Genomic DNA, 25,200 nt, shown 5'->3' with positions numbered 1-25,200 from the left:
CGCCCCGGCGCTCACCACGGACTACTCGTCGCTGAACAACTGCTGCGGGAACGCTCCGGCCTCCATCAGGCGCGCCGTGAACCCGCCCGCCAGCTCGGTCAGTCGGGCCACGTCCGTCGCCCCCAGGCGCTCGTACGGCGCCCGGTCCAGCCGGTCCGTCGCCCGCTCCAGGTCCTTGCGCAGCGCCACCCCGGCCTCGGTCAGCTCGTTCTCGGCGGCCAGCAGGCCCCGTACGCGCAGCCGTTCCTGTGCGGCGGTCAGCTCCTCAGGCGTCCAGCCGCGGGTCGCCAGGATGCCGCGGTAGCTCATCCCGCGCCCGCTGGCGGCGTGCGTGACCAGCGCCTCCACCGGGTCCAGTTCGGCGTCCAGCAACGTCATCAGGTGGCCGTCGCCGCGGTGTTCGCGCAGCAGTGACGCGGCGTGCCAGTAGGCGAGGTGCGGGGCGTCGGGAACCGGCAGGTCGGCGTGGGCGGAGTAGAGCGGCCGCGCGTGCGGGGTGCAACCCTCGGCGGCGCGCAGCGCCAGTCCGGCCGCCTCCGCCATCTCCGGCGACTCCACCACGGCGTCGCCGAGCTGCCGGCGCAGCGAGGCGTCCACCGCGCGCAGCCGGGCGTCCAGGACGGCCGCCGGCGTGGTCACCGTCCAGACCTGCGGGAGGTGCTCCGCGATCAGCGCGGGCTTGAAGGAGAAGAAGGTCGCGGCCACCGTCCCGGGGCCCACCGCGCCCATCGCCGCGCTCCGGGTGGCGAAGTACCCGGCGCGCCCCTCGGGAACGCCCAACCCAGCGAGCTCCGCGGCGAGTTCGGGGGCGAAGTAGTGCGCCGAGTGGAAGGGGTTGAGGGCGTTGTGACAGTGCCGTCCGGCCCGTTCGGGCAGTGCGCTGGAAGAGGTCATGCGAGCAGGTTACCGACCCGTTGGTATGCCGTTGCGGGGGGCTTCCCGGCAGTGGGGTTCCCGGGCCCGGCCACGGCAGGAAAGGTGGGAAATTCGTCATTGCCGCCATCGCTCCCGTTGCCCAGGATGGACGGCATGGAACAGCGCGACGTACTGGTCGTCCTCTACGACGGCGTGCAGAGCCTCGACGTCTCCGGACCGGTCGAGGTCTTCAGCGGCGCCGAGCACGGCATGCCCGGCGCGTACCGCATCCGCACCGCGAGCCTGGACGGCGCCCCGGTCCGCACCACCAGCGGCCTGACCCTCGTCCCGGACACCACGCTGGACGCCGCCGCGCCCCCGCACACCCTCCTCGTCCCGGGCGGCGAGGGCACCCGCGCCCCCGACCCCCGGCTGGTCGCCTGGCTGCGGGCGCGGGCCCCGCACGCCCGCCGCAAGGTCTCGGTGTGCAGCGGCGCGTTCCTCCTGGCCGCCGCCGGCCTGTTGGACGGGCGCCGGGCCACCACCCACTGGGCGCTGTGCGCCCAACTCGCCGCCGACCACCCCGCGGTCCGCGTCGCACCCGAGCCGATCTACGTCCGCGACGGCGACGTGGCCACCTCCGCGGGCGTCACCGCCGGCATCGACCTGGCGCTGGCCCTGGTCGAGGAGGACCTCGGCCGCGACCTCGCCCTGACCGTCGCCCGCCACCTCGTCGTCTTCCTCCGCCGGCCCGGCAACCAGACCCAGTTCAGCGCCCAACTCGCCGCCCAGACCGCCGAGCGCCGCCCGCTGCGCGACGTCCAGCAGTGGATCTCGGAGAACCCCGCAGCGGACCTCTCCGTCGAGGCGCTGGCCGACCGCGCCCGGCTCTCCCCGCGGCACTTCGCCCGCGCCTTCCGCGACGAGACCGGGATGACGCCCGGCCGCTACGTCGACCGGATCCGCCTGGAGGCGGCCCGCCGGCGCCTGGAGGACACCGCCGACGGCATCGAGCGGATCTCCCGGCAGTGCGGCTACGGCACCGCCGAGGCGATGCGCCGCGCCTTCGTCCGGGTCCTCGGCGCCTCCCCGGCCGAGTACCGCCGCCGCTTCCGGCCCGCCTCGCCGCCCCCGTAGCGGCCCCACCGACCACCACCCGACCACACCCACCACACCAGGAACGAGGCCACCATGCAGATCGCCATCCTGCTCTACGACCGCTTCACCGCCCTCGACGCCATCGGCCCCTACGAGACCCTCGGCCTGATTCCGGGCGCCGAGGTGGTCTTCGTCGCCGAACGCACCGGCCTGCACCGCACCGACAAGGGCTCCCTCGGGGTGACCGCGGACGCCGCGCTGGCCGACGTCACCGCGCCGGACCTCGTCGTCGTCCCCGGCGGTCCGGGACAGGCCGCGCTCATGGACGACGGCCCGGTGCACGACTGGCTCCGCGCCGTGGACGCCGGCACCACCTGGACCACCTCCGTGTGTACCGGCTCGCTCATCCTCGCCGCCGCCGGCCTCCTCAAGGGCCGCCGGGCCACCTCCCACTGGCTCGCGCTGGACCAACTGCCCGCCTACGGCGTCGAACCGACGGGGGAGCGGGTGGTCTTCGACGGCAAGTACGTCACCGCCGCCGGCGTCTCCTCGGGCATCGACATGGGCCTCGCCCTGGCCGGCCGGATCGCCGGCGACCACGTCGCGCAGACGATCCAGCTCGGCATCGAGTACGACCCGCAGCCGCCCTACGACGCGGGCGCCCCGGACAAGGCCCCGGCCGACGTCGTCGCGGCCCTGCGCGAACGCGGCCGCACCATTCTGGCCGGCGAGCGGCGGGACCAGGTCGCCGGCGGGGAGTGACCGCACACCGGCGCGAGGGGGCGGCGGCCCCGGCTCAGCCCGCCGGCCACCGGAAGCGCGGCGCCCTGCGCTCCAGGAAGGCCGCCGCCCCCTCCGCGATCTCGCCGCTCTCCCGCGCCTGCGCCGCCCAGTGCGCCCCGCGCGCCTCGGCCGCCTCCGCCGGCACGTCCCAGGTGCCGTCGGCCAGCTCCTTCGCCGCGGTCTGGGTCAGCAGCGACCGGCTGGCCAGCACCGCGGTGAACTCCGCGATCCGCTTGCCCAACTCGCCCTCGGGCAGCACCTCGTCCACCAACCCGGTCCGCAGCGCCCGCGCGCAGTCGATCAACTCGCCCGAGAACAACAGGTACTTGGCGGCCGACGGCCCCACCAGGCGGACCAGCCGCCGGGTCGCCGACGCCGGATACGCCACCCCCAGCTTGGCCGGCGGCACCCCGAACAGCGCGCCCTCCTCCGCGAACCGCAGATCGCAGGCGGCCGCCAACTGGGCGCCGCCGCCCACGCAGTAGCCGCGTATCGCCGCCACCGTCGGCCGGGGAAAGGCCGCCAGCGCCTCCTCGGCCACCACCGCCAGCCCCTCCGAGGCGCCCGACGCGTCCCGCAGCGACCCGATGTCCGCCCCCGCGCAGAACGTCCCGCCGTCCCCGGTCAGCACCAGTGACCGCACCGCGGGATCCGCCGCCAGCCGCGCCAGCAGCGGCGGCAGCTCCCGCCACATCCCGACGGTCATCGCATTGCGCTTGCCCGTGTTGCTGATGGTGACGGTGGCCGTGCCGCCGTCGACATGCGTCCTCAGAGCCGGTTCCATGCCGGGATATTAGAGCGACCCCGGGACCCCGCGCCGGATACGATCGACGGTCTGATGTCTGCCACCCTCGTCGCCAAAGACCTCGCCGCCGGCCACGGCGAGCGCGTCCTGTTCTCCGGCCTTGACCTGGTCGTCGCCCCCGGCGACGTGATCGGCCTGGTCGGTGCCAACGGGGCGGGCAAGTCCACCCTGCTGCGCCTGCTGGCCGGCCTGGCGCCCCCGGAAGAGGGCGCCCTCGCGCTCAGCCCGCCCACCGCCACCATCGGCCACCTCCCCCAGGAGCCCGACCGGCGCCCCGGGGAATCGGTCCGCGCCTTCCTCGCCCGCCGCACCGGCGTGGCCGAGGCCCAACGCGCCCTGGACGCCGCCACCGCGGCCCTGGCCGACGAGCGCCCCGGCGCCGACGACGCCTACGCCACCGACCTGGAGCGCTGGTTGGCCCTCGGCGCCGCCGACCTCGACGACCGCGCCGAGGAGACCGCCGCCCAACTCGGCCTGGCCGTCAGCCTCGACCAGCCGATGACCGCCCTCTCCGGCGGTCAGGCCGCCCGCGCCTCGCTCGCCTCCCTGCTGCTCTCCCGCTACGACGTCTTCCTCCTCGACGAGCCCACCAACGACCTCGACCTGGACGGCCTGGACCGGCTGGAGTCCTTCGTCGCCGGGCTGCGCGCCGGCACCGTCCTGGTCAGTCACGACCGCGAGTTCCTGGCCCGCACGGTCACCCGCGTCGTCGAACTCGACCTCGCCCAGCAGCAGGTCAACACCTACGGCGGCGGCTACACCGCGTACCTGGAGGAGCGCGAACGGGCCCGCCGGCACGCCCGCGAGCGCTACGACGAGTACGCCGACACCAAGTCCGCCCTGGAGACCCGGGCGCACACCCAGCGCAACTGGATGGAGAAGGGCGTCCGCAACGCCCGCCGCAAGGCCACCGACAACGACAAGATCGGCCGCAAGGGCCGGGTCGAGGCCACCGAGAAGCAGGCCGCCAAGGCCAAACAGACCCAGCGGATGATCGAGCGGCTGGAGGTCGTCGAGGAGCCCCGCAAGGAGTGGGAGCTGCGGATGGAGATCGCCGCGGCGCCCCGCGCCGGCGCCGTGGTGGCCACCCTCCGGCAGGCCGAGGTGCGCCGCGGCGCCTTCCGCCTCGGCCCGGTGGACCTCCAGATCGACTGGGCGGACCGGGTCGCCATCACCGGCCCCAACGGCTCCGGCAAGTCCACCCTGCTCGCCGCCCTCCTGGGCCGGCTGCCGCTGGACTCCGGCGCGGCCGCGCTCGGCCCCGGCGTGGTGGTCGGCGAGATCGACCAGGCCCGCGGCCAACTGTTCCACGGCAGCGGCGACCCCACCCTGCTGGACGCCTTCCGGGCCGCCGTCCCGGACCTCGCCCCCGCCGACGTGCGCACGCTGCTCGCCAAGTTTGGCCTCAAGGCGGCCCATGTGCTGCGCCCCGCGCACACCCTCTCGCCCGGGGAGCGCACCCGCGCCGCGTTGGCCCTCCTCCAGGGCCGCGGCGTCAACCTCCTGGTGCTCGACGAGCCCACCAACCACCTCGACCTGCCGGCCATCGAGCAGTTGGAGTCCGCGCTCGCCTCGTACCCGGGCACCCTGCTGCTGGTCACCCACGACCGTCGGATGCTGGCGGCGGTGCACACCACGCGCCGCATCGAGGTCGACGGCGGGCGGATCACCGACCGGGCGGCGTGACTGCGCCCGGCGGCCGCTCCCGCTTTCGATTTGTCACCGCGCCGGCCGCCCCGTAAGGTACTCCAGGTCGACGCGGGGTGGAGCAGCTCGGTAGCTCGCTGGGCTCATAACCCAGAGGTCGCAGGTTCAAATCCTGTCCCCGCTACTGAAGAGACGACAGGCCCGGTGCCCAGGCACCGGGCCTGTCGTCGTTTCCGCACCCCGTGCGCTTCCCCGCTCACCCTGCCCCCTCCCGCAATAAGCGGTATACCGGGACAAAACGGTCCTTGATCGAGGAGGCGGCGATGGTCGGCAGGTCCAAGTCCCCCCGGCGCAGCCCGGCGGCCCGGCTGGGGCGCAGCTTCGGACTGCTCGCGGCGCTCGGAATCATCCTCGTGCTGGCCGGAATCGTGGGGCTGATCTACGTCGGCGTGGCCACCCTCACCACGATGCTGCTCTTCGGCTGGCTGCTGCTGATCGGCGGCCTGGTGGGGCTGGCGCAGGCCATCCAGTCCCGGGGCACGAACTTCTTCTGGCTCGCGGTGGTCGTCGCGGCGCTGAACATCGCGGCCGGCGTGGTGGTGATCCGCCGGCCCGAGGCCGGCGCCGCCGCGCTGACCATGTTCGCCGCCCTGCTCTTCCTGGCCGGTGGGCTGTTCCGGCTGGCCGGCTCCGTCGTGGTGCGCGGACCGCAGTTCGGCTGGACGCTCCTCCAGGGCGTCATCGGCCTGCTGCTCGGCATCCTGGTGCTGGCCGACTGGCCGCACAGCAGCCTCTACGTCATCGGCACCTTCTTCTCGCTGGAGCTGCTCTTCGACGGGCTGGGCCTGCTCGCCATGGGACTCGGCGGCCGCCGGGTGGTCGACATGGTCGAGGGCGGCAGAGTGGCTTGATCCCTACCCCGGCGCCGACGGATTTGTCCGGGCGCCGGGAACGCCCCGCGATGCCGCGCCGAAAATACGAAAGTGAAGCGACGGAGCGTGTCACGAGGCCGATCAATTCCGCCAGAATCGACCAATTGCCGTCGATAGGCGCTGACTTGTGTTCAGGAGGCCGGCCAGGACCGGCGCATTCTCAACACTCGTCCTGTGAGGATGCCTTCCGGACCCCCTGCAGAACCCCCCGAGGAGCTGACCTCCCCGCTCGCGTACGAAGGTGTCTGGCGGTTCACCGCCCCGGCACTGGAGTCGTCGGTGCCCCAGGCGCGCCACGCGGTCCGGGATCTGCTCGCCGAACAGCGCGTGCCCGTCGCCGACGACGTCCTCGACGGGCTGCTGCTGATCGTCTCCGAACTGGTCACCAACGCCGTCCGGCACGCGGCGCTGCTCTCCCCGCAGATCGCCGTCCAGCTCACCCTCGGCGCCGGTTGGCTGCGGATCGCGGTCGAGGACGACCACCCCTACCGCCCCAAGGCGCTTGAGGCGGACGAGGGTGACATCGGCGGCCGCGGCCTGTGGCTGGTCAAGGTGCTCACCGCGGAGGTGGGCGGCAAGTGCGACGTGGAGCTCACCGCCGGCGGCGGCAAGGCGATCTGGGCCGAGCTGCCGCTGACCCCGCTGGCTACCAGCCCGCCGACTGTCCGGTGAGCTCGCGGACCGCCGGACGCGCCGCGTCCAGCACGGTCATGAACCACGCCGAGAACGGCGCCCGGGCGTGCCGCTCGGCCAGCTCCGCCGGCGTGACGAAGGCGGTCTCGGAGATCTCCTCCGGGTCCGGCGCCGGCTCGGTGCGCAGCAGCCCCACGAACAGGTGGTTGTACTCCTGCTCCACCAGACCGGAGTCCGGATCGGGATGGTTGTAGCGCACCGTCCCGGCCTCGGCCAGCAGCGCCGGGGCCACTCCGAGCTCCTCCGCGGTCCGCCGGGCCGCGGCCGCGAACGGCGTCTCCCCGGGATACGGGTGGCCGCAGCAGGTGTTGGACCACACGCCGGGGGAGTGGTACTTCGACAGCGCCCGGCGCTGCAGCAGCAGCCGTCCCTTCTCGTCGAAGAGGAAGACCGAGAACGCCCGGTGCAACTGCCCCGGCGGCTGGTGCGCCGCCAGCTTCTCCGCGGTGCCGACCGTCCTGCCGTCCTCGTCGACCAGCTCCAGCATGATCGGCTCGGCGGCGCCGTCCGGTGCCCCCACCGCAGAGGTTCCGGCGGTCTGTCCCTTGGGAGGTGTGATCGGCATGCCCATCCTTGTCGTCGGTCGTCGGTGTCAAGTCTGCCCCACCAGGCCGGCCATCTTCGGCAGAGCGCCGCCCGGTGCGGCCGCGGCCGCACCGCCCGCCGCCGGCATGGCCCTCGCCACAGCCGCCCCGCGGCAACCGTGACCAGCCCCCGCATATCCGGCACCCGGCCCGCCGGCCAGTTGTTCCGGCGCGCCCCGATCCACCATGATGATCGCGGCAGGCGCAGCCGTCGGTCACCCGATCGAGTGGTGAATGCATGGTGAACGGCCGCATCCCGCGATCAGATAGCCTCTGCCGACGTGCCCCCGGCCTTCTCCGGCCCGGTGTGCCACGCCCGCCGCCCGGGTAGTTCGTGCCGAATGCGGACCGACCGGCGCGGCTCGTCAGCATCCAAGGAGTGAGTTCGTCTGTCGACCGCCATCCTCACCGGTCCGCCGGTCGCCGGGTCGTCGCTCGAAGCCGACCTGCGCGCACTGGGTTTCGAGGTCCGCGCGGCCGATGACCCGGCCGGCGCCGCCGAACTCCTCGCCGAGGCACCCGCTCAGGAGCGGGTGGCCATCGTGGACCCCCGCTTCGTCGGGCACCTGCACGCCCTGCGGCTCGCCCTGACCGACCCCCGCTTCCCGGCCGCCGCCGTGCCCGGCGCGCTCACCGTCCAGCCCGCGGCCCGCGCCGCGCTGGACCGCGCCGCCGGCCGCATCCCGGTCGGCGCGGGCACCGCGCACCTGACGGACGTGCTCACCGACACCCTGACCGAGGCGCTCGACCGCGCCGACGTCGGACTGCACCGCGTCGAGCCGGGCACCCTGGTCGCCACCCTCGCGCTGACCCCCGCCCAGCGGGAGGAGGCCCGCGAGGCGGTCGCCGCCGTCGACGACGAGGCGGTCCGGCTGCGCACCGCCGTGAAGTCCCGCGACGGCTTCTTCACCACCTTCTGCATCAGCCCCTACTCCCGCTACCTCGCCCGCTGGTGCGCGCGCCGCGGCCTGACCCCCAACCAGGTCACCACCGCGTCCCTGCTCACCGCGCTGATCGCGGCGGGCTGCGCGGCCACCGGCACCCGCGGCGGCTTCGTCGCCGCCGGCGCACTGCTGCTGCTCTCCTTCGTCCTGGACTGCACCGACGGGCAACTGGCCCGCTACTCGCTCCAGTACTCGACGCTGGGCGCCTGGCTGGACGCCACCTTCGACCGTGCCAAGGAGTACGCGTACTACGCCGGGCTCGCCCTCGGCGCGGCCCGCGGCGGGGACGACGTCTGGGCGCTGGCGCTCGGCGCGATGATCCTCCAGACCTGCCGGCACATCGTCGACTTCGCCTTCAACGAGGGCAGCGACTTCGAGGGCGGCGCCGGGGCCGCCGGCCCCGCCGTGGCGCTCTCCGACCGGCTCGACAGCGTCGGCTGGACGGTCTGGGTGCGACGGATGATCGTGCTGCCCATCGGCGAACGCTGGGCCATGATCGCCGTGCTGACCGCGCTCACCACCCCGCGCATCGTCTTCTACGCCCTGCTCGTCGGCTGCGCGCTGGCCGCCTGCTACACCACCGCCGGCCGGGTGCTGCGCTCCCGGGCCCGGCGCGCCCGCCGCACCGACCGCGCCGCCCGCGCGCTCGCGGAGCTCGCCGACTACGGCCCGCTGGTCGAACTGCTCACCCGCCGCGGTCGCGGCCGGGGCCGGACCGGTTCCCTCCTGGCGCCCGTTATGGCGTTTCTCTCGTCCGCGGTGCTGTTGGTGTGGCTGGTCTCGCAGCCGGAACCGGCGTCCTGGCTCACCGTCGGCGTCGCCGTCTGCGCCGCGCTGCTGGCCGCCGCGGCGCTGTCCCGCCCGCTCAAGGGCGCCCTGGACTGGCTCGTCCCGCCCTTCTTCCGGGCCGGCGAATACCTCACGGTGCTGGTGCTGGCCGCCCGGTCGGACGCCCACGCGGCGCTGCCCGCGGCGTTCGGGCTGGTCGCGGCGGTCGCCTACCATCACTACGACACGGTCTACCGCATCCGCGGTGGCGCCGGGGCCCCACCGCGGTGGCTGGTCCGGGCCTCCGGCGGACACGAAGGGCGGATCCTCGTGGTCACCGTCCTCGCCGCCGCGCTGCCCGCCACAGGTTTCGCAGTCGCGCTCACGGCACTCGCTGTGCTCTTGGCGCTGCTGGTGCTCGCCGAGAGCATCCGCTTCTGGGTGGCCGCTCACAAGCACGGCGCACCCGCCGTTCACGATGAAGGAGAACCCGCATGATCGGCCTCGTGCTGGCCGCCGGCGCCGGACGGCGTCTGCGCCCCTACACCGACACCCTGCCCAAGGCGCTGGTGCCGGTCGACGGCGAGAAGACCATCCTCGACCTGACCCTCGGCAACTTCGCCGAGATCGGTCTCACCGAGGTCGCGATCATCGTCGGCTACCGCAAGGAGGCCGTGTACGAGCGCAAGGAGGCCCTGGAGCAGCAGTACGGCCTCAAGCTCACCCTCATCGACAACGACAAGGCCGAGGAGTGGAACAACGCCTACTCCCTGTGGTGCGCCCGTGACGTGATCGCGGCCCACGACTCGGTGATCCTCGCCAACGGCGACACCGTGCACCCGGTCTCCGTCGAGCGGGACCTGCTCGCCGCGCGCGGCAACGGCCAGCAGATCATCCTCGCGCTGGACACCGTCAAGCAGCTCGCCGACGAGGAGATGAAGGTCGTCGCGGACCCCGCCAAGGGCGTCCGGAAGATCACCAAGCTGATGGACCCGGCCGAGGCGACCGGTGAGTACATCGGCGTCACCTTCATCGAGGGCTCCGCCGCCGCCGAGCTGGCCGACGCCCTGAAGACCACCTTCGAGCGGGACCCTGACCTCTACTACGAGGACGGCTACCAGGAACTGGTCAACCGCGGCTTCAAGGTCGACGTGGCCCCGATCGGCGACGTCAAGTGGGTCGAGATCGACAACCACGACGACCTCGCGAAGGGCCGTGACATCGCATGCCTGTACTGACCCGCCTCATTCCGTCCCCGGTCGTCGTCGACATCAGCGCCGGCGCCCTGGACGACCTGGCGGGCGTGCTGGCCGACCAGCGCATCTCGGCTTCCGGCAAGCTGGCCATCGCGATCAGCGGTGGCTCGGGGGCCCGGCTGCGCCAGCGGCTGGCCCCCGCCCTGCCCGGCGCCGAGTGGTACGAGGTCGGCGGCGGCACCCTCGACGACGCGATCAAGCTCGCCGATGCCATGAAGAAGGGCCACTACGACGCGGTCGTGGGCCTGGGCGGCGGCAAGATCATCGACTGCGCGAAGTTCGCCGCGGCGCGCATCGGCAAGCCGCTGGTGGCGGTCGCGACCAACCTGTCGCACGACGGGCTGTGCTCGCCGGTCGCCACCCTCGACAACGACGCGGGCCGCGGCTCGTACGGCGTGCCCAACCCGATCGCGGTGGTGATCGACCTCGACATCATCCGCGAGGCCCCGGTCCGCTTCGTCCGCTCCGGCATCGGTGACGCGATCTCCAACATCTCCGCGGTCGCGGACTGGGAGCTCTCGCACCGGGAGACCGGCGAGGACATCGACGGGCTGGCCGCGGCGATGGCCCGGCAGGCCGGCGAGGCCGTGTTGCGCCACCCCGGGAGCGTCAGCGACGACAACTTCCTCCAGGTGCTGGCCGAGGGCCTGGTCCTCACCGGGATCTCGATGTCGGTGGCCGGCGACAGCCGTCCCGCCTCGGGGGCCTGCCATGAGATCAACCACGCCTTCGACCTCCTCTTCCCCAAGAGGGCGGCGAGCCACGGCGAGCAGTGCGGCCTCGGGGCCGCCTTCGCCACCCACCTGCGCGGCGACCGCGAGACCGCGGGGCTGATGGTCCAGGTGCTCCAGCGCCACGGCCTGCCGGTCACCCCGGGCGACATCGGCTTCACCGACGACGAGTTCGTGCAGGCCGTCGCGTTCGCCCCGAAGACCCGTCCGGGCCGCTACACGATTCTGGAGCACCTGGACCTGACCACCGACCAGATCAGGGACGCATACGCCGACTATGCCGAAACCATCAGTAGCTGAACTCCGCCCGGTCGTTCACCCCGAGGGCGTGAAGGACCGGCGCAGCGGTGAGCACTGGGCCGGCCGCCTCTACATGCGGGAAATCTCGCTGCGCTGCGACCGATACCTGGTGAACACCAAGGTCACGCCCAACCAGTTGACCTACCTGATGACCGTCTTCGGCGTCCTCGCCGCCCCGGCGCTGCTGGTGCCGGGGATCTGGGGCGCCGTGCTCGGCGTGCTGATGGTCCAGCTCTACCTGCTGCTCGACTGCGTCGACGGCGAGGTCGCCCGCTGGAAGAAGCAGTTCTCGCTCGGCGGCGTCTACCTGGACCGGGTCGGCGCCTACCTGTGCGACGCGGCGGTGCTGGTCGGCTTCGGCCTGCGCGCCGCCGACCTGTGGGGCCCCGGCCGGATCGACTGGCTCTGGGCGTTCCTGGGCACCCTGGCCGCGCTCGGCGCGATCCTGATCAAGGCCGAGACCGACCTGGTCGGCGTCGCCCGACACCAGGGCGGGCTGCCGCCGGTCAAGGAGGCGGCGGCCGAGCCGCGTTCGTCCGGTTTGGCGCTGGCCCGCAAGGCCGCCGCGGCGCTGAAGTTCCATCGGCTGGTGCTCGGGATCGAGGCGTCGCTGCTGATCCTGGTGCTGGCGATCGTGGACGCGGTCCGCGGCGACCTGTTCTTCTCCCGGCTCGGCGTCGCGGTGCTGGCCGGCATCGCGCTGCTCCAGACCCTGCTGCACCTGGTGTCCATCCTCGCGTCCAGCAGGCTCAAATGACCGGGGCACCCCGCATGCGACTCGGGGCGGTCGTCCTCACCATGGGCAACCGCCCCGCCGAGCTGCGCGCGCTGCTGGAATCCGTCGCCAAGCAGGACGGCGATCCGATCGAGGTGGTGCTGGTCGGCAACGGCGCCCCGCTGCCGGAGCTGGACGTCCCCGGGATCACCGTGCGGACCGTCGAGCTGCCGGAGAACGTCGGCATCCCGGCCGGCCGCAACGTCGGCATCGAGGCGTTCGGCCCGGGCGGCCGGGACGTGGACGCGCTGCTGTTCCTGGACGACGACGGACTGTTGCCGAACGCCGACACCGCCGAGCTGTGCCGGCGGGCGTTCGCCGCTGACCCGAAGCTGGGCATCATCAGCTTCCGCATCGCCGACCCGGACACCGGGCTGACCCAGCGCCGGCACGTCCCGCGACTGCGCGCCTCCGACCCGATGCGCTCCTCGCGGGTGACCACCTTCCTCGGCGGCGCCAACGCGGCCCGCACCGCGGTGTTCACCGAGGTCGGCGGCCTGCCCGACGACTTCTTCTACGCCCACGAGGAGACCGACCTGTCCTGGCGGGCACTGGACGCCGGCTGGCTGGTCGACTACCGGGCGGACCTGGTCCTGCACCACCCCACCACGGCCCCGGCCCGGCACGCGGTCTACCACCGGATGGTGGCCCGCAACCGGGTCTGGCTGGCCCGCCGCAACCTCCCCGCCCCGCTGGTGCCGGTCTACCTCGGTGTCTGGTTCCTGCTCACCCTCGCCCGCCGGCCATCGTTGCCCGGACTCAGGGCTTGGCTGGGCGGCTTCAAGGAGGGCTGGTCAACGGCCTGCGGTCCTCGGCGTCCCATGAAGTGGACTACCGTGTGGCGCCTGACCCGGCTGGGCCGCCCTCCCATCATCTGACAAGCTCGTATCTGAGAGCATCAGGCGCGAACCGGGGCGTCCCCGGCAGCGCACCTTGAGGACGAAAGTGTCAACTGTGAGCGAGACTACGCACGACAGTGCGGTCGCCATGAGTGCCCCGCCATCCGCCGACGAAGGTCTCAGCCCCCTCCAGCGGGCCGAGAAGTACGGACTGGCGCAGAGCGGGGCCCGGCCCAGCCTTGTGGAGTACGTCCGGCAGCTTTGGGCCCGCCGGCACTTCATCTCCGCCTTCGCCAGCGCCAAGCTGACCGCGCAGTTCAGCCAGGCGAAGCTGGGCCAGGTCTGGCAGGTGGCGACGCCGCTACTGAACGCGCTCGTCTACTACCTCATCTTCGGTCTGCTGATCGGCACCCGTAAGGGCGTCCCGGACTATGTCCCGTTCCTGGTGACCGGTGTCTTCATCTTCACCTTCACCCAGAGCTCGGTGATGGCCGGCACCCGGGCGATCTCCGGCAACCTCGGTCTGGTGCGCGCGCTGCACTTCCCGCGGGCCTGTCTGCCGATCTCGTTCTGCCTGATGCAGTTGCAGCAACTGCTGTTCTCCATGGGCGTGCTGGTGGTCATCCTGCTCGCCTTCGGGCAGGTGCCGACCTGGTCCTGGCTGCTGGTGCTGCCCGCGCTGGCGCTCCAGTTCGTGTTCAACACCGGCCTGGCGATGATCATGGCCCGGCTCGGCAGCAAGACCCCGGACCTGGCGCAGTTGATGCCCTTCATCATGCGGACGTGGATGTACGCGTCCGGCGTGATGTTCAGCATCAGCGTCATCCTCAAGGGCAAGCACGTCCCGCACTGGGTCGAGGTGCTGCTCTACGGCAACCCGGCCGCCGTCTACATCGACCTGATCCGGTTCGCGCTGATCGACAGCTTCAAGGCGAGCCAGTTGCCGCCGCACGTCTGGGCGTTCGCGCTCGGCTGGGCGGTGCTGGCGGGCGTCGCGGGCTTTGTGTACTTCTGGAAGGCTGAGGAGCGGTACGGACGTGGCTGAGCAGATGGAAGGCGTCCAGCCGACCGAGGTGGCGCAGGAGCAGGTCCCGACGGTGATCGCGGACGAACTGCACATCGTCTACCGGGTTTACGGCACCGGCGCCGGCAAGGGCAGCGCGACCGCCGCGCTCAACCGCATCATCCGGCGCCGGCCGTCGATGGGCGTGCGCGAGGTGCACGCGGTCAAGGGCGTCTCCTTCACCGCCTACAAGGGCGAGTCGATCGGCCTGATCGGTTCCAACGGCTCGGGCAAGTCGACGCTCCTCAAGGCGATCGCCGGGCTGCTGCCCGCCGAGCGCGGCAAGGTCTACACCCACGGTCAGCCCTCGCTGCTGGGCGTGAACGCGGCCCTGATGAACGACCTGACGGGCGAGAAGAACGTCATCCTCGGCGGTCTGGCGATGGGCATGTCCCGCGAGCAGATCCGCGAGCGCTACGACGGCATCGTCGACTTCTCCGGCATCAACGACAAGGGCGACTTCATCTCCCTGCCGATGCGCACCTATTCGTCCGGTATGGCGGCCCGGCTGCGGTTCTCCATCGCGGCCGCCAAGGACCACGACGTGCTGCTCATCGACGAGGCGCTGGCCACCGGCGACCGGGCCTTCCAGAAGCGCTCCGAGGCCCGCATCCGCGAACTCCGCAAGGATGCGGGTACGGTCTTCCTGGTCAGCCACAACAACAAGTCGATCCGGGACACCTGTGATCGCGTGCTGTGGCTGGAGCGGGGCGAGCTGCTGATGGACGGCCCGACGGACGAGGTCATCAAGGCGTACGAGAAGGAAACGGGCAAATAGCCCGTCCCGTCGCGCAAGGCCCTCGCGAGTCGGTTCGCGGGGGCCTTCGAACGTGAAGAAATGGTCAACTCCCGTGAATACGGGAACGGTTGAGCATCCTGTGACGTTGGTTAGGTCGTTGCCTGAGGCTTCGGTACCCGATCGATCGACGCCTAGATGTACGGCGTAAGCTGTACGGGTACTGAACGGAAAAATTGGTGCAAGTCGGGCAATATTCACCCCGGCGAGCGATGAAGCTCGATCGGAGGGCGCCCCTCCACTTTCGACTACGCTCATCGAGCGGGAGGCGCCCCCACGCTGCGGCGTGTCCGAAATGGGTTGTTTTGGCTCGGCGGTGTAGAACGGGAGACGTGACGGCAATGGCTACTGGTTCGCTCCGGCTCCACAACGCGCCGGGTAGCCCCCGGTGAGCCGAGGAGACGAGCAGGCGCGTCGCGCCTTCCTCCGGAAGGTGGCGGTGAGTGGCGGGAGGGACCACACGCGCACCGTGCTCGATCAAGCCGCGCACGAGAACTTCCCCGTCGCGCCGTTCTTCCTGCCCCGCGCCTGGCGCGCCGACCTGATGGCCCTGTACGGCTTCGCCCGCCTCGTCGACGACATCGGCGACGGCGACCTGGCCCCCGGCGGTGGCGACGCCGTCCTGCTCGGCCTGGAACGCACCCAGTACGACGACCGCCCGGCGCTGCTCGACGCTTTGGAGGCCGACCTCCACCGGGTCTTCAGTGACCGCGCGCCCGGCCCCAAGCACCCGCTGATGCGCCGGCTCGGCCCGACCGTCCGGCGCTGCGCGCTGACCCCCGAGCCGTTCCTCGGCCTGATCGAGGCCAACCGCCAGGACCAGCGGGTCAGTCGCTACGCCACCTACGACGACCTCGCCGCCTACTGCGAGCTGTCCGCCAACCCCGTCGGCCGGCTCGTGCTCGGCGTCACCGGCACCTCCAGCCCCGAGCGCATCCGCCTCTCGGACGCCATCTGCACCGCGCTCCAGATCGTCGAACACCTCCAGGACGTGGCCGAGGACCTCGGCCGGGACCGGATCTACCTCCCCGCCGACGACATGAAGAGCTTCGGGGTCACCGAGGACGATCTGGCCGCGCCGACCGGCGGACCGTCGGTGCGGGCGCTCATCGCCTTCCAGGCCGAGCGGGCCGGGGAACTGCTGGACCGGGGCGCGCCGCTGGTGAACAGCGTGCACGGGCGGCTCCGGCTGCTGCTGGCCGGCTTCGTCGCCGGCGGGCGCGCCGCGCTCCAGGCGGTCGCGGCCGCCGATCACGACGTGCTCCCCGGACCGCCCAAGCCGACCAAGCTCAGCCTGCTGCGCGAGGTCGGGGCGACACTGCGACGAGAGGGGTGAGTCGGACCGTGGAGGCGACCACACAGATGTCCGCGCCGGTGCTCGCTGCGTACCGCTACTGCGAGACGGTCACCGGGCAGCAGGCGCGTAACTTCGCGTACGGGATCCGGCTGTTGCCGGCCGACAAGCGGCAGGCCATGTCGGCGCTGTACGCCTTCTCCCGACGGGTCGACGACATCGGTGACGGCGATCTGGACCTCGACGCCAAGCGCCGGCGCCTGGCGGACACCCGCACCCTGCTCGACCGCGTCAAGGACGGCCGGATCGAAGAGGACGACACCGATCCGGTGGCCGTCGCGCTCGCCGACACCGCCCGGCGCTTCCCCGTTCCGCTCGACGCGTTGGACGAGTTGATCGACGGGGTGCTGGCGGACGTCCGCGGCGAGACCTACGAGACCTGGGACGAGCTGAAGGTCTACTGCCGCTGCGTCGCCGGGGGGATCGGCCGGCTCTCACTCGGGGTGTTCGGCACGGTACCCGGCGCACCCGAAGCCGAACGCGCCCTCGAATACGCCGATACGCTGGGGCTTGCGCTCCAACTCACCAATATCCTCAGGGATGTTCGCGAGGACGCGGGCAACGGACGGACGTACCTCCCGGCCGAGGATCTCGCCAAGTTCGGCTGCTCGGCCGGGTTCAACGGCCCGGTGCCGCCGCCCGGCGCCGACTTCACCGGGCTGGTGCAGTTCGAGGTCCGGCGGGCCCGCGCGCTGTTCGCGGACGGCTTCCGGCTGCTGCCGATGCTCGACCGTCGCAGCGGCGCCTGCGTGGCGGCGATGGCCGGGATCTACCACCGGCTGCTGACGCGGATCGCCGACGACCCGGAGGCGGTGCTCCGCGGCCGGGTCTCACTGCCCGGCCGGGAGAAGGCGTTCGTCGCGGTGCGCGGGCTCTCCGGGCTCGACGCGCGGGCGATCGGCCGCCGGCAGGCGGTCAGGAGGCGTGGATGAGGTGCCGGACCGCGCACCCCGGTCATGATCCGGAATCGGTGCGGCGGGCAACCCTTCGCCGGACGGCGGCGTCCTTGACAGGCGTGAGGGGGGAGAACGCATGACAGCGGGAGCCACGCTGCCCGGGCGCGACCCGATCCGACCCTCCGGCCGTCCCGAAGGGGCGGCCGCGGTGGTCATCGGGGGCGGACTCGCGGGCACCACCGCGGCGTTGGCGCTGGCCGACGCGGGCCTGCGGGTCACGCTGGTCGAGGGCCGGCCGCGGCTCGGCGGGCTGGTCTTCTCCTTCCGCCGCGACGCGGCCGTCGGGCCACTGACCGTCGACAACGGCCAGCACGTCTACCTGCGTTGCTGCACCGCCTACGGCGACCACCTGGCGCGGCTCGGCGCCGAGCGCCTGGCGCCGCTCCAGGAACGCCTGGACGTGCCGGTCCTGGACGCCGACCTGATGCGGCTCGGCCGGCTGCGGCGCACCGCCCTGCCGGTGCCGCTCCACCTGGCCAAGAGCCTGGCGCTCTACCCGCACCTCTCGCTCGCCGAGCGGGCCGGCGTGGTCCGCGCCACCCTCGCGCTCCAGCAACTGGACCCGGCCGACCCGGAGTTGGACGCCACCGACTTCGGCAGTTGGCTGCGGCGTCACGGCCAGAGCCCGCGCGCCATCGAGGCGCTGTGGGACCTCGTCGGCGTCGCCACCCTCAACGCCCCCGCCGGCGACGCCTCGTTGGGCCTGGCCGCCAAGGTCTTCAAGACCGGGCTGCTCTCCGACCCCGGCGCCGCCGACATCGGCTGGGCCCGGGCCCCGCTCGGCGAACTCCACCACACCCGCGCCGCCGCCGCACTGGAGGCGGCCGGCGTCCGCACCGCCCTGCGCACCCGGGCCGCGGCCGTCACCCGCGACGGCGCCGGCTGGCGGGTCGCGGTGGAGAACGGCCCGCACGGCACCGAGACGCTCGCCGCGGACACGGTCGTGCTCGCCGTGCCGCAGCGCGAGGCGCACGCCCTGCTGCCGGACGGCGCGCTGCCCGACCGGGACCGGCTGTTGGACATCGGCACCGCGCCGATCCTCAACGTCCATGTCCTCTACGACCGCAAGGTGCTGCGCCGCCCGTTCTTCGCGGCGATCGGCTCGCCGGTCCAGTGGGTCTTCGACCGCACCGACGCCTCGGGGCTGGCCCGCACCGCCGGCCACGAACGCAGCCAGTACCTGGCCCTCTCGCAGTCCGCCGCGCAGGAGGAGATCGACCAGCCGGTCGCCAAGCTCCGCGCCCGCTACCTCCCCGAGTTGGAACGGCTGTTGCCCGCCGCCCGGGGCGCCCGGATCCTCGACTTCTTCGTCACCCGCGAGCGCACCGCGACCTTCGCGCCCGTACCCGGCGTCGGCCGGCTCCGCCCGCCCGCCCGCACCCAAGCCCCCGGCCTCTTCCTGGCCGGAGCGTGGACCGCCACCGGGTGGCCCGCGACCATGGAGAGCGCCGTCCGCAGCGGCACCGCAGCCGCCCGTGAGGCACTCTCCGAACTCGGCGTCCCGCAGGCCCAGTTGCCTCAGGAGGCGGCATGACGACGCATATGCGTGCCCGCACGAGCACAAGCATCGGAAACAGAGGAGAAACCGTGGCTTCCCCGGCTATCGACACCGCGAGCGTCACCGCGCTGCTGGAGCGCGGGCGGACACTCGCCACTCCCGTGCTGCGTGCCGCCGTATCCAGGCTCGCCCCTCCCATGGACACCGTCGCCGCCTACCACTTCGGGTGGATCGACGCGGCCGGCAACCCCAGCGACGGTGACAGCGGCAAGGCCGTGCGGCCCGCGCTCGCCCTGCTCTCCGCCGAGGTCGCGGGCAAGGGCCCCGAGGTCGGCGTGCCCGGCGCGGTCGCCGTCGAGCTGGTGCACAACTTCTCGCTGCTGCACGACGACCTGATGGACGGCGACGAGCAGCGCCGGCACCGCGACACCGTCTGGAAGGTGCACGGGCCGGCCCAGGCCATCCTCGTCGGCGACGCGCTGTTCGCGCTGGCCAACGAAATACTGCTGGAGCTAGGGACCGTCGACGCGGGCCGCGCCACGCGTCGACTGACCGTGGCCACCCGCAAGTTGATCGACGGTCAGGCCCAGGACATCTCCTACGAGCACCGCGAGCGGGTCACCGTCGAGGAGTGCCTGGAGATGGAGGGCAACAAGACCGGCGCGCTGCTGGCCTGCGCGGTCTCCATCGGCGCCGTCCTCGGCGGCGCCGACGACCGCACCGCGGACATCCTGGAGCGCTACGGCTACCACCTCGGCCTCGCCTTCCAGGCCGTCGACGACCTGTTGGGCATCTGGGGCGACCCGGACGCCACCGGCAAGCAGACCTGGAGCGACCTGCGGCAGCGCAAGAAGTCGCTGCCCGTCGTCGCCGCGCTCGCGGCCGGCGGGCCCGCCTCGGAGCGGCTCGCCGGCATCCTGGCCGCCGACGCCAAGAAGACCGAGACCGAGATCGCCGACTTCACCGAGGAGGAGTTCGCCTCCCGCGCGGCGTTGATCGAGGAGGCCGGCGGCCGCGAGTGGACCTCCGAGGAGGCCCGCCGCCAGCACGCCACCGCCATCGCCGCCCTGGACGAGATCGACATGCCCGAACGGATCCGCGCGCAGCTCGTCGCGCTCGCGGACTTCGTCGTCGTACGAGAGAGATGATGACCATCAACACGAACTAGCTCGCAGTCGCCGGCCGGCGCCGTCCTGGCGCCGGCCGACGGAATCCCTGGTCACGCATTGACAGTTCACTGCACGAAGGGGAAGCCATGACAGCGACGACCGACGGAAGCACCGGGGCACTGCTGCCCGGGGCCCCCTCGGCCAACGAAGCCGACGCCGAGAAGACCGAGACCGACAGGGCCGAGCAGTCCGGCCCGGCCGGCAGAGAACGCACCGCCGTGCGGCAGGACACGGCGGACGCCGCGCGCGGGGCGACCGCCCGCGCCACCGACTACCTGCTCTCCGTCCAGGACCCCGCCGGCTGGTGGAAGGGCGACCTGGAAACCAACGTCACGATGGACGCAGAGGATCTGCTGCTCCGTCAGTTCCTGGGCATCCAGGACCCGAAGCTCACCGAGGCCACCGCCCGCCACATCCGCGGCGAGCAGCGCCCGGACGGCACCTGGGGCACCTTCTACGGCGGGCCCGGCGAACTCTCCACCACCATCGAGGCGTATGTGGCGCTGCGGCTGGCCGGCGATACCCCGGGCGCCCCGCACATGGCCACCGCGTCCGCCTGGATCCGCGAGCAGGGCGGCATCGCCGCCTCCCGGGTCTTCACCCGGATCTGGCTCGCCCTCTTCGGCTGGTGGAACTGGGACGACCTGCCCGAACTCCCCCCGGAACTCATCTACTTCCCCAAGTGGTTCCCGCTCAGCATCTACGCCTTCGGCTGCTGGGCCCGGCAGACCATCGTGCCGCTCACCATCGTCTCGGCCACACGCCCGGTCCGCCCGGCGCCGTTCGCCCTCGACGAGCTGCACACGGACCCCGCCGTCCCCAACCCGCCGCGTCCGCTCGCCCGCACCACGAGCTGGGACGGCCTCTTCCAGCGCCTGGACAGGGCGCTGCACCTCTACCACAAGGTCGCCCTGCGTCGGCCGCGGGCGGCGGCGATGCGCTCGGCCGCCCGCTGGATCGTCGAGCGGCAGGAGAACGACGGCTGCTGGGGCGGCATCCAGCCCCCCGCCGTCTACTCCCTCATCGCCCTGCACCTGCTCGGCTACGACCTCGACCACCCCGTGCTGCGGGCCGGTCTGGAATCCCTGGAGCGGTTCGCGGTCTGGCGCGCGGACGGCGTCCGGATGATCGAAGCCTGCCAGTCACCGGTCTGGGACACCTGCCTGGCCACCATCGCACTGGCGGACGCCGGAGTGCCCGCCGACCACCCGCAGTTGGTCAAGGCCGCCGACTGGATGCTCGGCGAACAGATCGACCGGCCCGGCGACTGGTCCGTGCGCCGCCCCCAACTCCCCTCCGGCGGCTGGGCGTTCGAGTTCCACAACAGCAACTACCCGGACATCGACGACACCGCCGAGGTGGTCCTGGCGCTGTGCCGGGTGCAGCACCCCGAACCGCAGCGGGTGCGGGAGTCGATCGACCGGGCGGTGCGCTGGAACGCCGGGATGCAGTCGAGGAACGGCGCCTGGGCTGCCTTCGACGCCGACAACACCAGTCCGTTCCCCAACCGGCTGCCGTTCTGCGACTTCGGCGAGGTGATCGACCCGCCGTCGGCCGACGTCACCGCGCACGTCGTGGAGATGTTCGCCGAGGTCGGGCGCGGCCACGACCCGCGCGCCCGCCGCGGTGTGGCCTGGCTGCTGGCCGAACAGGAGCCGTGCGGTGCCTGGTTCGGGCGCTGGGGCACCAACTACATCTACGGCACCGGCTCGGTGCTGCCCGCCCTGGCCGCGGTCGGCGTCCCCGCCGCGCACCCCGCCGTCCGCCGCGCCGTCGGCTGGCTGGAGCGGGTGCAGAACGACGACGGCGGCTGGGGCGAGGAGCAGCGCTCGTACCAGGACCGGGACGGATGGGCCGGGCGCGGCGCCTCCACCGCCTCGCAGACCGCCTGGGCGCTGATGGCGCTGCTCGCGGTCGGCGAGCGGGACGGCGAGGCGGTACGCCGCGGGGTGCGCTGGCTGGTGGAGAACCAACTGCCGGACGGCTCCTGGGACGAGCCGTACTTCACCGGCACCGGCTTCCCCTGGGACTTCTCCATCAACTACCACCTCTACCGCCAGGTCTTCCCGCTGACCGCCCTCGGCCGCTACGTCCACGGCGGACCGGCCGCCGGCCCCACCGCCGGGGCACCGGTGGGGGACTGATGCCGAGACGGCCCCCGCAGGACGCGGAGCCGCCGCTGCTGGTCGCCTGTGCGCTCGGCATCGAACGGTTCGCGCTGCGGGGCGGTGACCCCGGGGCCGCCGGGGCGCCGGCGGTCACCCTCCGGACCGGCATGGGGCCGCAGGCGGCGGAGCGCGCCCTGGCGGACGCGCTGGGGGAGGGCGCGCCCACCGCGGGCTCGCCGGTGGTGGCCAGCGGCTTCTGCGCCGGGCTGGCTCCGGGGATGCGGCCCGGGGACGTGATCGTCGCCGAGGCCACCCGGGATCACCGGAGCGGCGTCCCGGACGTGCCGTGCCGCGACAACGGCCCCCTGGTGCGCGCCCTGCGGGAGCGCGATCTGCGGGTGCACACCGGACTGTTGCGCGGCTCCGACCACGTCGTACGGGGTGCGGAGCGGGCCGCGTTGCACGCCGAGGGCGCGATCGCGGTGGACATGGAGTCCGCCGCGACGCTGCGGACCGCGGTGCGCTGCGGCAGCCCCGCGGTTGCGGCCGTCCGGGTGGTCGTGGACTCCCCGGAACACGAACTCGTCCGCATCGGGACGGTACGCGGGGGAATATCGGCCTTCCGCGTGCTGCGCTCGGTATTTCCCGTTTTCTTTGACTGGCACCGTTCTTTGCCGCTCCCCAGGAGGTGAGCCAGATGGCCATGCCGCTCCGCCAATCCATCCGGGTCGGGACCTATCTCTTTGAACAGAGAGTGCTGCGCAAGCGGGAGAAGTTCCCGCTCATCGTCGAGCTGGAGCCGCTCTTCGCCTGCAACCTGAAGTGCGAGGGCTGCGGAAAGATCCAGCACCCGGCCGGAGTTCTGAAGCAGCGGATGCCGGTGGCCCAGGCGGTGGGAGCGGTGCTGGAATCCGGCGCCCCGATGGTCTCCATCGCCGGCGGCGAACCCCTGATGCATCCTCAGATCGACGAGATCGTCCGGCAGTTGGTGGCCCGACGGAAGTACGTCTTCCTGTGCACCAACGCGATGCTGCTGCGCAAGAAGATGGAGAAGTTCACGCCCTCGCCGTACTTCGCCTTCGCGGTGCACATCGACGGGATGCGGGAGCGGCACGACGAATCCGTCGCGAAGGAGGGCGTGTTCGACGAGGCGGTGGCGGCCATCAAGGAGGCCAAGCGGCGCGGCTTCCGGGTCACCACCAATTCCACGTTCTTCAACACCGACACCCCGCAGACCATCATCGAGGTCCTCAACTTCCTCAACGACGACCTGAAGGTCGACGAGATGATGCTCTCGCCCGCCTACGCCTACGAAAAGGCCCCCGACCAGGAGCACTTCCTCGGCGTGGAACAGACCAGGGAGCTGTTCCGGAAGGCGTTCGCCGGCGGCAACCGGCGGCGCTGGCGGCTCAACCACAGCCCGCTCTTCCTGGACTTCCTGGAGGGCAAGGCGGACTTCCCGTGCACCGCCTGGGCGATTCCCAACTACTCGCTCTTCGGCTGGCAGCGCCCCTGCTACCTGATGAGCGACGGCTACGTCCCGACGTACCGGGAGCTGATCGAGGAGACCGACTGGGAGAAGTACGGCCGCGGCAAGGACCCCCGGTGCGCCAACTGCATGGCGCACTGCGGCTACGAGCCCACCGCCGTGCTGGCCACCATGGGCTCGCTGAAGGAGTCCCTCCGGGCGGCCAAGGAGACCGTCGCGGGCAACCGCGGGTGACCCGGTGATCGGGGGCGCCGGGGCCGCCGGGCCCCCGGCGCCCCCGACCCGTGTCCGCCGCCCGCCCGTAAGGAGATCACCGTGACCGGATTCGACCTGACCGAGCTGCTCGCCGAACGCGGCGGCGAGCGCTACGACCTGCACGGCCGCCACCTCAACCACCAGCTCCCGCGGATGCTGCACACCATCGGCTTCGACAAGGTCTACGAACGCGCCGAGGGCGCCTACTTCTACGACGCCGAGGGCCGGGACTACCTCGACATGCTCGCCGGCTTCGGCGTGATGGGTCTGGGCCGGCATCACCCGGTCGTCCGCCGGGCGCTGCACGACGTCCTCGACGCCCAACTCGCCGACCTCACCCGCTTCGACTGCCCGCCGCTGCCCGGGCTGCTCGCCGAGAAGCTGCTGGGCCACGCGCCCCACCTGGACCGGGTGTTCTTCGGCAACAGCGGCGCCGAGGCCATCGAGACCGCCCTGAAGTTCGCCCGCTACGTCACCGGCCGCCCGCGCGTCGTCTACTGCAGCCACGGCTTCCACGGCCTGACCACCGGCGCGCTCTCCGTCAACGGCGAGGACGGCTTCCGGGACGGCTTCGCCCCGCTGCTGCCGGACACCGCCGTCGAGCTGGGCGATCTGGACGCGCTGGAGCGGGAGTTGGGGCGCGGGGACGTGGCGGCCTTCGTCGTCGAGCCCATCCAGGGCAAGGGCGTCACCGCCGCACCGCCCGGATTCCTGCGCGCCGCCCAGGAGTTGCTGCACCGGCACAAGGCGCTGCTGATCGCCGACGAGGTGCAGACCGGCCTCGGCCGCACCGGCGACTTCTTCGCCTTCCAGCACGAGGAGGGCGTGGAACCGGACCTGGTCTGCGTCGCCAAGGCGCTCTCCGGCGGCTACGTCCCGGTCAGCGCCACCCTGGGCAAGGACTGGATCTTCAAGAAGGTCTACTCGTCCATGGACCGGGTGCTGGTGCACTCCGCCAGCTTCGGCGCCAACGCCCAGGCGATGGCGGCCGGTTTGGCGGTGCTCTCGGTGATGGAGGACGAGCAGGTCGTCGCCAACGCCCGGCACACCGGCGAGCTGCTGCGCTCCCGGCTGGCCGGGCTGGTCGACCGCTACGAGCTGCTGCACGAGGTGCGCGGTCGCGGCTTGATGATCGGCATCGAGTTCGGGCGGCCCAAGTCGCTGGGGCTGCGCAGCCGTTGGACGATGTTGCAGGCCGCCAGGAAGGGCCTGTTCGCGCAGATGGTCGTGGTGCCGCTGTTGCAGCGGCACCGCATCCTGACCCAGGTCTCCGGCGACCATCTGGAGGTCATCAAGCTGATTCCGCCGCTGACCATCGGCGAACGGGAAGTGGACCGGTTCGTCGAGGCGTTCACGGCCGTCATGGACGACGCCCACAGCGGCGGCGGCCTGATGTGGGACTTCGGGCGGACGCTGGTCAAACAGGCGGTTGCCAACCGCTGACCGCGGCCCGCCGGGCTTCCCGGCGGCCGCGGTCACGGCGCTACCGGTGGTCGCCGCCG

Annotated in this window: 23 protein-coding genes and 1 tRNA gene; 21 read left to right on the top strand and 3 right to left on the bottom strand. The window is 72.4% G+C overall.

Annotated elements, in window-relative coordinates; genetic code table 11:
- Positions 1-21: 21 nt before the first annotated feature.
- The gene (locus tag PV796_RS08370; RefSeq protein ID WP_274912289.1) at positions 22-894 is read right to left on the bottom strand and encodes an SCO6745 family protein; all 873 of its coding nucleotides are present in this window, start codon (positions 892-894) and stop codon (positions 22-24) included.
- A gap of 135 nt (positions 895-1,029) precedes the next feature.
- On the opposite strand from PV796_RS08370, the gene PV796_RS08365 reads away from it, so the two are divergent.
- Together PV796_RS08365 and PV796_RS08360 are read left to right on the top strand one after the other, a co-directional pair.
- A complete protein-coding gene (locus tag PV796_RS08365) occupies positions 1,030-1,992 on the top strand; it encodes a GlxA family transcriptional regulator (RefSeq protein ID WP_274912287.1) in 963 nt (320 codons plus the stop codon).
- Positions 1,993-2,046: 54 nt separating this feature from the next.
- The gene (locus PV796_RS08360) at positions 2,047-2,715 is read left to right on the top strand and encodes a DJ-1/PfpI family protein (protein WP_274912286.1); all 669 of its coding nucleotides are present in this window, start codon (positions 2,047-2,049) and stop codon (positions 2,713-2,715) included.
- A 34-nt stretch (positions 2,716-2,749) separates the two neighbouring features.
- Here PV796_RS08360 and PV796_RS08355 read toward each other — a convergent pair whose 3' ends face one another.
- Positions 2,750-3,520 carry an enoyl-CoA hydratase/isomerase family protein gene (locus PV796_RS08355; protein WP_274912284.1) on the bottom strand — a complete coding sequence of 257 codons (771 nt, stop codon included), beginning with the start codon at positions 3,518-3,520 and terminating at the stop codon, positions 2,750-2,752.
- A gap of 54 nt (positions 3,521-3,574) precedes the next feature.
- On the opposite strand from PV796_RS08355, the gene PV796_RS08350 reads away from it, so the two are divergent.
- The 4 genes from PV796_RS08350 (at position 3,575) to PV796_RS08335 (ending at position 6,792) form a co-directional block, all read left to right on the top strand.
- Entirely contained in the window at positions 3,575-5,227 is a 1,653-nt protein-coding gene (locus tag PV796_RS08350; protein WP_274912283.1) for an ABC-F family ATP-binding cassette domain-containing protein, read from the top strand.
- Between the two features lie 71 nt (positions 5,228-5,298).
- Positions 5,299-5,372, top strand: a tRNA-Met gene (locus PV796_RS08345).
- 139 nt (positions 5,373-5,511) lie between these two features.
- Positions 5,512-6,099 (top strand): HdeD family acid-resistance protein, encoded by a 588-nt coding sequence (locus PV796_RS08340; protein ID WP_274912282.1) that lies wholly within the window; start codon positions 5,512-5,514, stop codon positions 6,097-6,099.
- Between the two features lie 201 nt (positions 6,100-6,300).
- On the top strand, positions 6,301-6,792 hold the full coding sequence (locus tag PV796_RS08335; protein ID WP_274912280.1) for an ATP-binding protein: 492 nt from the start codon (positions 6,301-6,303) through the stop codon (positions 6,790-6,792).
- Here the strand turns inward: PV796_RS08335 and idi are convergent.
- Complete coding sequence (idi, locus tag PV796_RS08330) at positions 6,767-7,378, bottom strand: isopentenyl-diphosphate Delta-isomerase (RefSeq protein ID WP_274912279.1); 612 nt, start codon at positions 7,376-7,378, stop codon at positions 6,767-6,769. The two genes, PV796_RS08335 and idi, sit on opposite strands and share 26 nt — an antisense overlap.
- A gap of 408 nt (positions 7,379-7,786) precedes the next feature.
- Here idi and PV796_RS08325 point away from each other — a divergent pair, with 408 nt between their 5' ends.
- The 15 genes from PV796_RS08325 to PV796_RS08255 all read left to right on the top strand — a co-directional run bounded on the left by PV796_RS08325 (position 7,787) and on the right by PV796_RS08255 (position 25,141).
- On the top strand, positions 7,787-9,607 hold the full coding sequence (locus tag PV796_RS08325; protein ID WP_274918921.1) for a DUF5941 domain-containing protein: 1,821 nt from the start codon (positions 7,787-7,789) through the stop codon (positions 9,605-9,607).
- The gene (locus PV796_RS08320; RefSeq protein ID WP_274912278.1) at positions 9,604-10,347 is read left to right on the top strand and encodes a phosphocholine cytidylyltransferase family protein; all 744 of its coding nucleotides are present in this window, start codon (positions 9,604-9,606) and stop codon (positions 10,345-10,347) included. Before PV796_RS08325 ends, PV796_RS08320 begins: the two co-directional genes overlap by 4 nt.
- Positions 10,335-11,396 (top strand): iron-containing alcohol dehydrogenase family protein, encoded by a 1,062-nt coding sequence (locus tag PV796_RS08315; RefSeq protein ID WP_274912277.1) that lies wholly within the window; start codon positions 10,335-10,337, stop codon positions 11,394-11,396. The genes PV796_RS08320 and PV796_RS08315 overlap by 13 nt, the downstream gene beginning before the upstream one ends.
- Entirely contained in the window at positions 11,374-12,153 is a 780-nt protein-coding gene (locus PV796_RS08310) for a CDP-alcohol phosphatidyltransferase family protein (protein ID WP_274912276.1), read from the top strand. Before PV796_RS08315 ends, PV796_RS08310 begins: the two co-directional genes overlap by 23 nt.
- Entirely contained in the window at positions 12,150-13,049 is a 900-nt protein-coding gene (locus PV796_RS08305) for a glycosyltransferase family 2 protein (RefSeq protein WP_274912275.1), read from the top strand. Before PV796_RS08310 ends, PV796_RS08305 begins: the two co-directional genes overlap by 4 nt.
- A gap of 76 nt (positions 13,050-13,125) precedes the next feature.
- Positions 13,126-14,055 carry an ABC transporter permease gene (locus tag PV796_RS08300; RefSeq protein WP_274912274.1) on the top strand — a complete coding sequence of 310 codons (930 nt, stop codon included), beginning with the start codon at positions 13,126-13,128 and terminating at the stop codon, positions 14,053-14,055.
- Between the two features lie 4 nt (positions 14,056-14,059).
- Positions 14,060-14,851 (top strand): ABC transporter ATP-binding protein, encoded by a 792-nt coding sequence (locus PV796_RS08295; RefSeq protein ID WP_274918919.1) that lies wholly within the window; start codon positions 14,060-14,062, stop codon positions 14,849-14,851.
- A 487-nt stretch (positions 14,852-15,338) separates the two neighbouring features.
- Positions 15,339-16,205, top strand: a complete 867-nt coding sequence (hpnC, locus tag PV796_RS08290; RefSeq protein ID WP_274912272.1) for a squalene synthase HpnC — start codon at positions 15,339-15,341, stop codon at positions 16,203-16,205.
- Positions 16,202-17,155, top strand: a complete 954-nt coding sequence (gene hpnD, locus PV796_RS08285; protein WP_274912271.1) for a presqualene diphosphate synthase HpnD — start codon at positions 16,202-16,204, stop codon at positions 17,153-17,155. Before hpnC ends, hpnD begins: the two co-directional genes overlap by 4 nt.
- Positions 17,156-17,255: 100 nt before the next feature.
- Positions 17,256-18,713, top strand: coding sequence for a hydroxysqualene dehydroxylase HpnE (gene hpnE, locus PV796_RS08280; RefSeq protein WP_446750575.1), 1,458 nt, complete (start codon positions 17,256-17,258; stop codon positions 18,711-18,713).
- Positions 18,714-18,721: 8 nt separating this feature from the next.
- The gene (locus tag PV796_RS08275) at positions 18,722-19,825 is read left to right on the top strand and encodes a polyprenyl synthetase family protein (RefSeq protein WP_274918916.1); all 1,104 of its coding nucleotides are present in this window, start codon (positions 18,722-18,724) and stop codon (positions 19,823-19,825) included.
- A 107-nt stretch (positions 19,826-19,932) separates the two neighbouring features.
- Positions 19,933-21,990 (top strand): squalene--hopene cyclase, encoded by a 2,058-nt coding sequence (gene shc / locus PV796_RS08270; protein ID WP_274912270.1) that lies wholly within the window; start codon positions 19,933-19,935, stop codon positions 21,988-21,990.
- A complete protein-coding gene (locus tag PV796_RS08265; RefSeq protein ID WP_274912269.1) occupies positions 21,990-22,646 on the top strand; it encodes a phosphorylase family protein in 657 nt (218 codons plus the stop codon). Before shc ends, PV796_RS08265 begins: the two co-directional genes overlap by 1 nt.
- 5 nt (positions 22,647-22,651) lie before the next feature.
- Entirely contained in the window at positions 22,652-23,677 is a 1,026-nt protein-coding gene (hpnH, locus tag PV796_RS08260) for an adenosyl-hopene transferase HpnH (RefSeq protein WP_274912268.1), read from the top strand.
- Between the two features lie 81 nt (positions 23,678-23,758).
- Positions 23,759-25,141 (top strand): aspartate aminotransferase family protein, encoded by a 1,383-nt coding sequence (locus tag PV796_RS08255; protein ID WP_274912267.1) that lies wholly within the window; start codon positions 23,759-23,761, stop codon positions 25,139-25,141.
- The last annotated feature ends 59 nt before the right edge of the window (positions 25,142-25,200 follow it).

This window comes from Streptomyces sp. WZ-12 (assembly GCF_028898845.1).
In the GTDB taxonomy this organism is placed as follows: domain Bacteria; phylum Actinomycetota; class Actinomycetes; order Streptomycetales; family Streptomycetaceae; genus Streptomyces.
This window is presented reverse-complemented; position numbering and strand designations above follow the sequence as displayed.

Bases quoted from the DNA above. Each gene is read 5' to 3' on its own strand.
- PV796_RS08370 (WP_274912289.1), bottom strand. From the start codon at position 894: ATGACCTCTTCCAGCGCACTGCCCGAACGGGCCGGACGGCACTGTCAC.
- PV796_RS08365 (WP_274912287.1), top strand. From the start codon at position 1,030: ATGGAACAGCGCGACGTACTGGTCGTCCTCTACGACGGCGTGCAGAGC.
- PV796_RS08360 (WP_274912286.1), top strand. From the start codon at position 2,047: ATGCAGATCGCCATCCTGCTCTACGACCGCTTCACCGCCCTCGACGCC.
- PV796_RS08355 (WP_274912284.1), bottom strand. From the start codon at position 3,520: ATGGAACCGGCTCTGAGGACGCATGTCGACGGCGGCACGGCCACCGTC.
- PV796_RS08350 (WP_274912283.1), top strand. From the start codon at position 3,575: ATGTCTGCCACCCTCGTCGCCAAAGACCTCGCCGCCGGCCACGGCGAG.
- PV796_RS08340 (WP_274912282.1), top strand. From the start codon at position 5,512: ATGGTCGGCAGGTCCAAGTCCCCCCGGCGCAGCCCGGCGGCCCGGCTG.
- PV796_RS08335 (WP_274912280.1), top strand. From the start codon at position 6,301: ATGCCTTCCGGACCCCCTGCAGAACCCCCCGAGGAGCTGACCTCCCCG.
- idi (WP_274912279.1), bottom strand. From the start codon at position 7,378: ATGCCGATCACACCTCCCAAGGGACAGACCGCCGGAACCTCTGCGGTG.
- PV796_RS08320 (WP_274912278.1), top strand. From the start codon at position 9,604: ATGATCGGCCTCGTGCTGGCCGCCGGCGCCGGACGGCGTCTGCGCCCC.
- PV796_RS08315 (WP_274912277.1), top strand. From the start codon at position 10,335: ATGCCTGTACTGACCCGCCTCATTCCGTCCCCGGTCGTCGTCGACATC.
- PV796_RS08310 (WP_274912276.1), top strand. From the start codon at position 11,374: ATGCCGAAACCATCAGTAGCTGAACTCCGCCCGGTCGTTCACCCCGAG.
- PV796_RS08305 (WP_274912275.1), top strand. From the start codon at position 12,150: ATGACCGGGGCACCCCGCATGCGACTCGGGGCGGTCGTCCTCACCATG.
- PV796_RS08295 (WP_274918919.1), top strand. From the start codon at position 14,060: ATGGAAGGCGTCCAGCCGACCGAGGTGGCGCAGGAGCAGGTCCCGACG.
- hpnE (WP_446750575.1), top strand. From the start codon at position 17,256: ATGACAGCGGGAGCCACGCTGCCCGGGCGCGACCCGATCCGACCCTCC.
- PV796_RS08275 (WP_274918916.1), top strand. From the start codon at position 18,722: ATGCGTGCCCGCACGAGCACAAGCATCGGAAACAGAGGAGAAACCGTG.
- shc (WP_274912270.1), top strand. From the start codon at position 19,933: ATGACAGCGACGACCGACGGAAGCACCGGGGCACTGCTGCCCGGGGCC.
- PV796_RS08265 (WP_274912269.1), top strand. From the start codon at position 21,990: ATGCCGAGACGGCCCCCGCAGGACGCGGAGCCGCCGCTGCTGGTCGCC.
- hpnH (WP_274912268.1), top strand. From the start codon at position 22,652: ATGGCCATGCCGCTCCGCCAATCCATCCGGGTCGGGACCTATCTCTTT.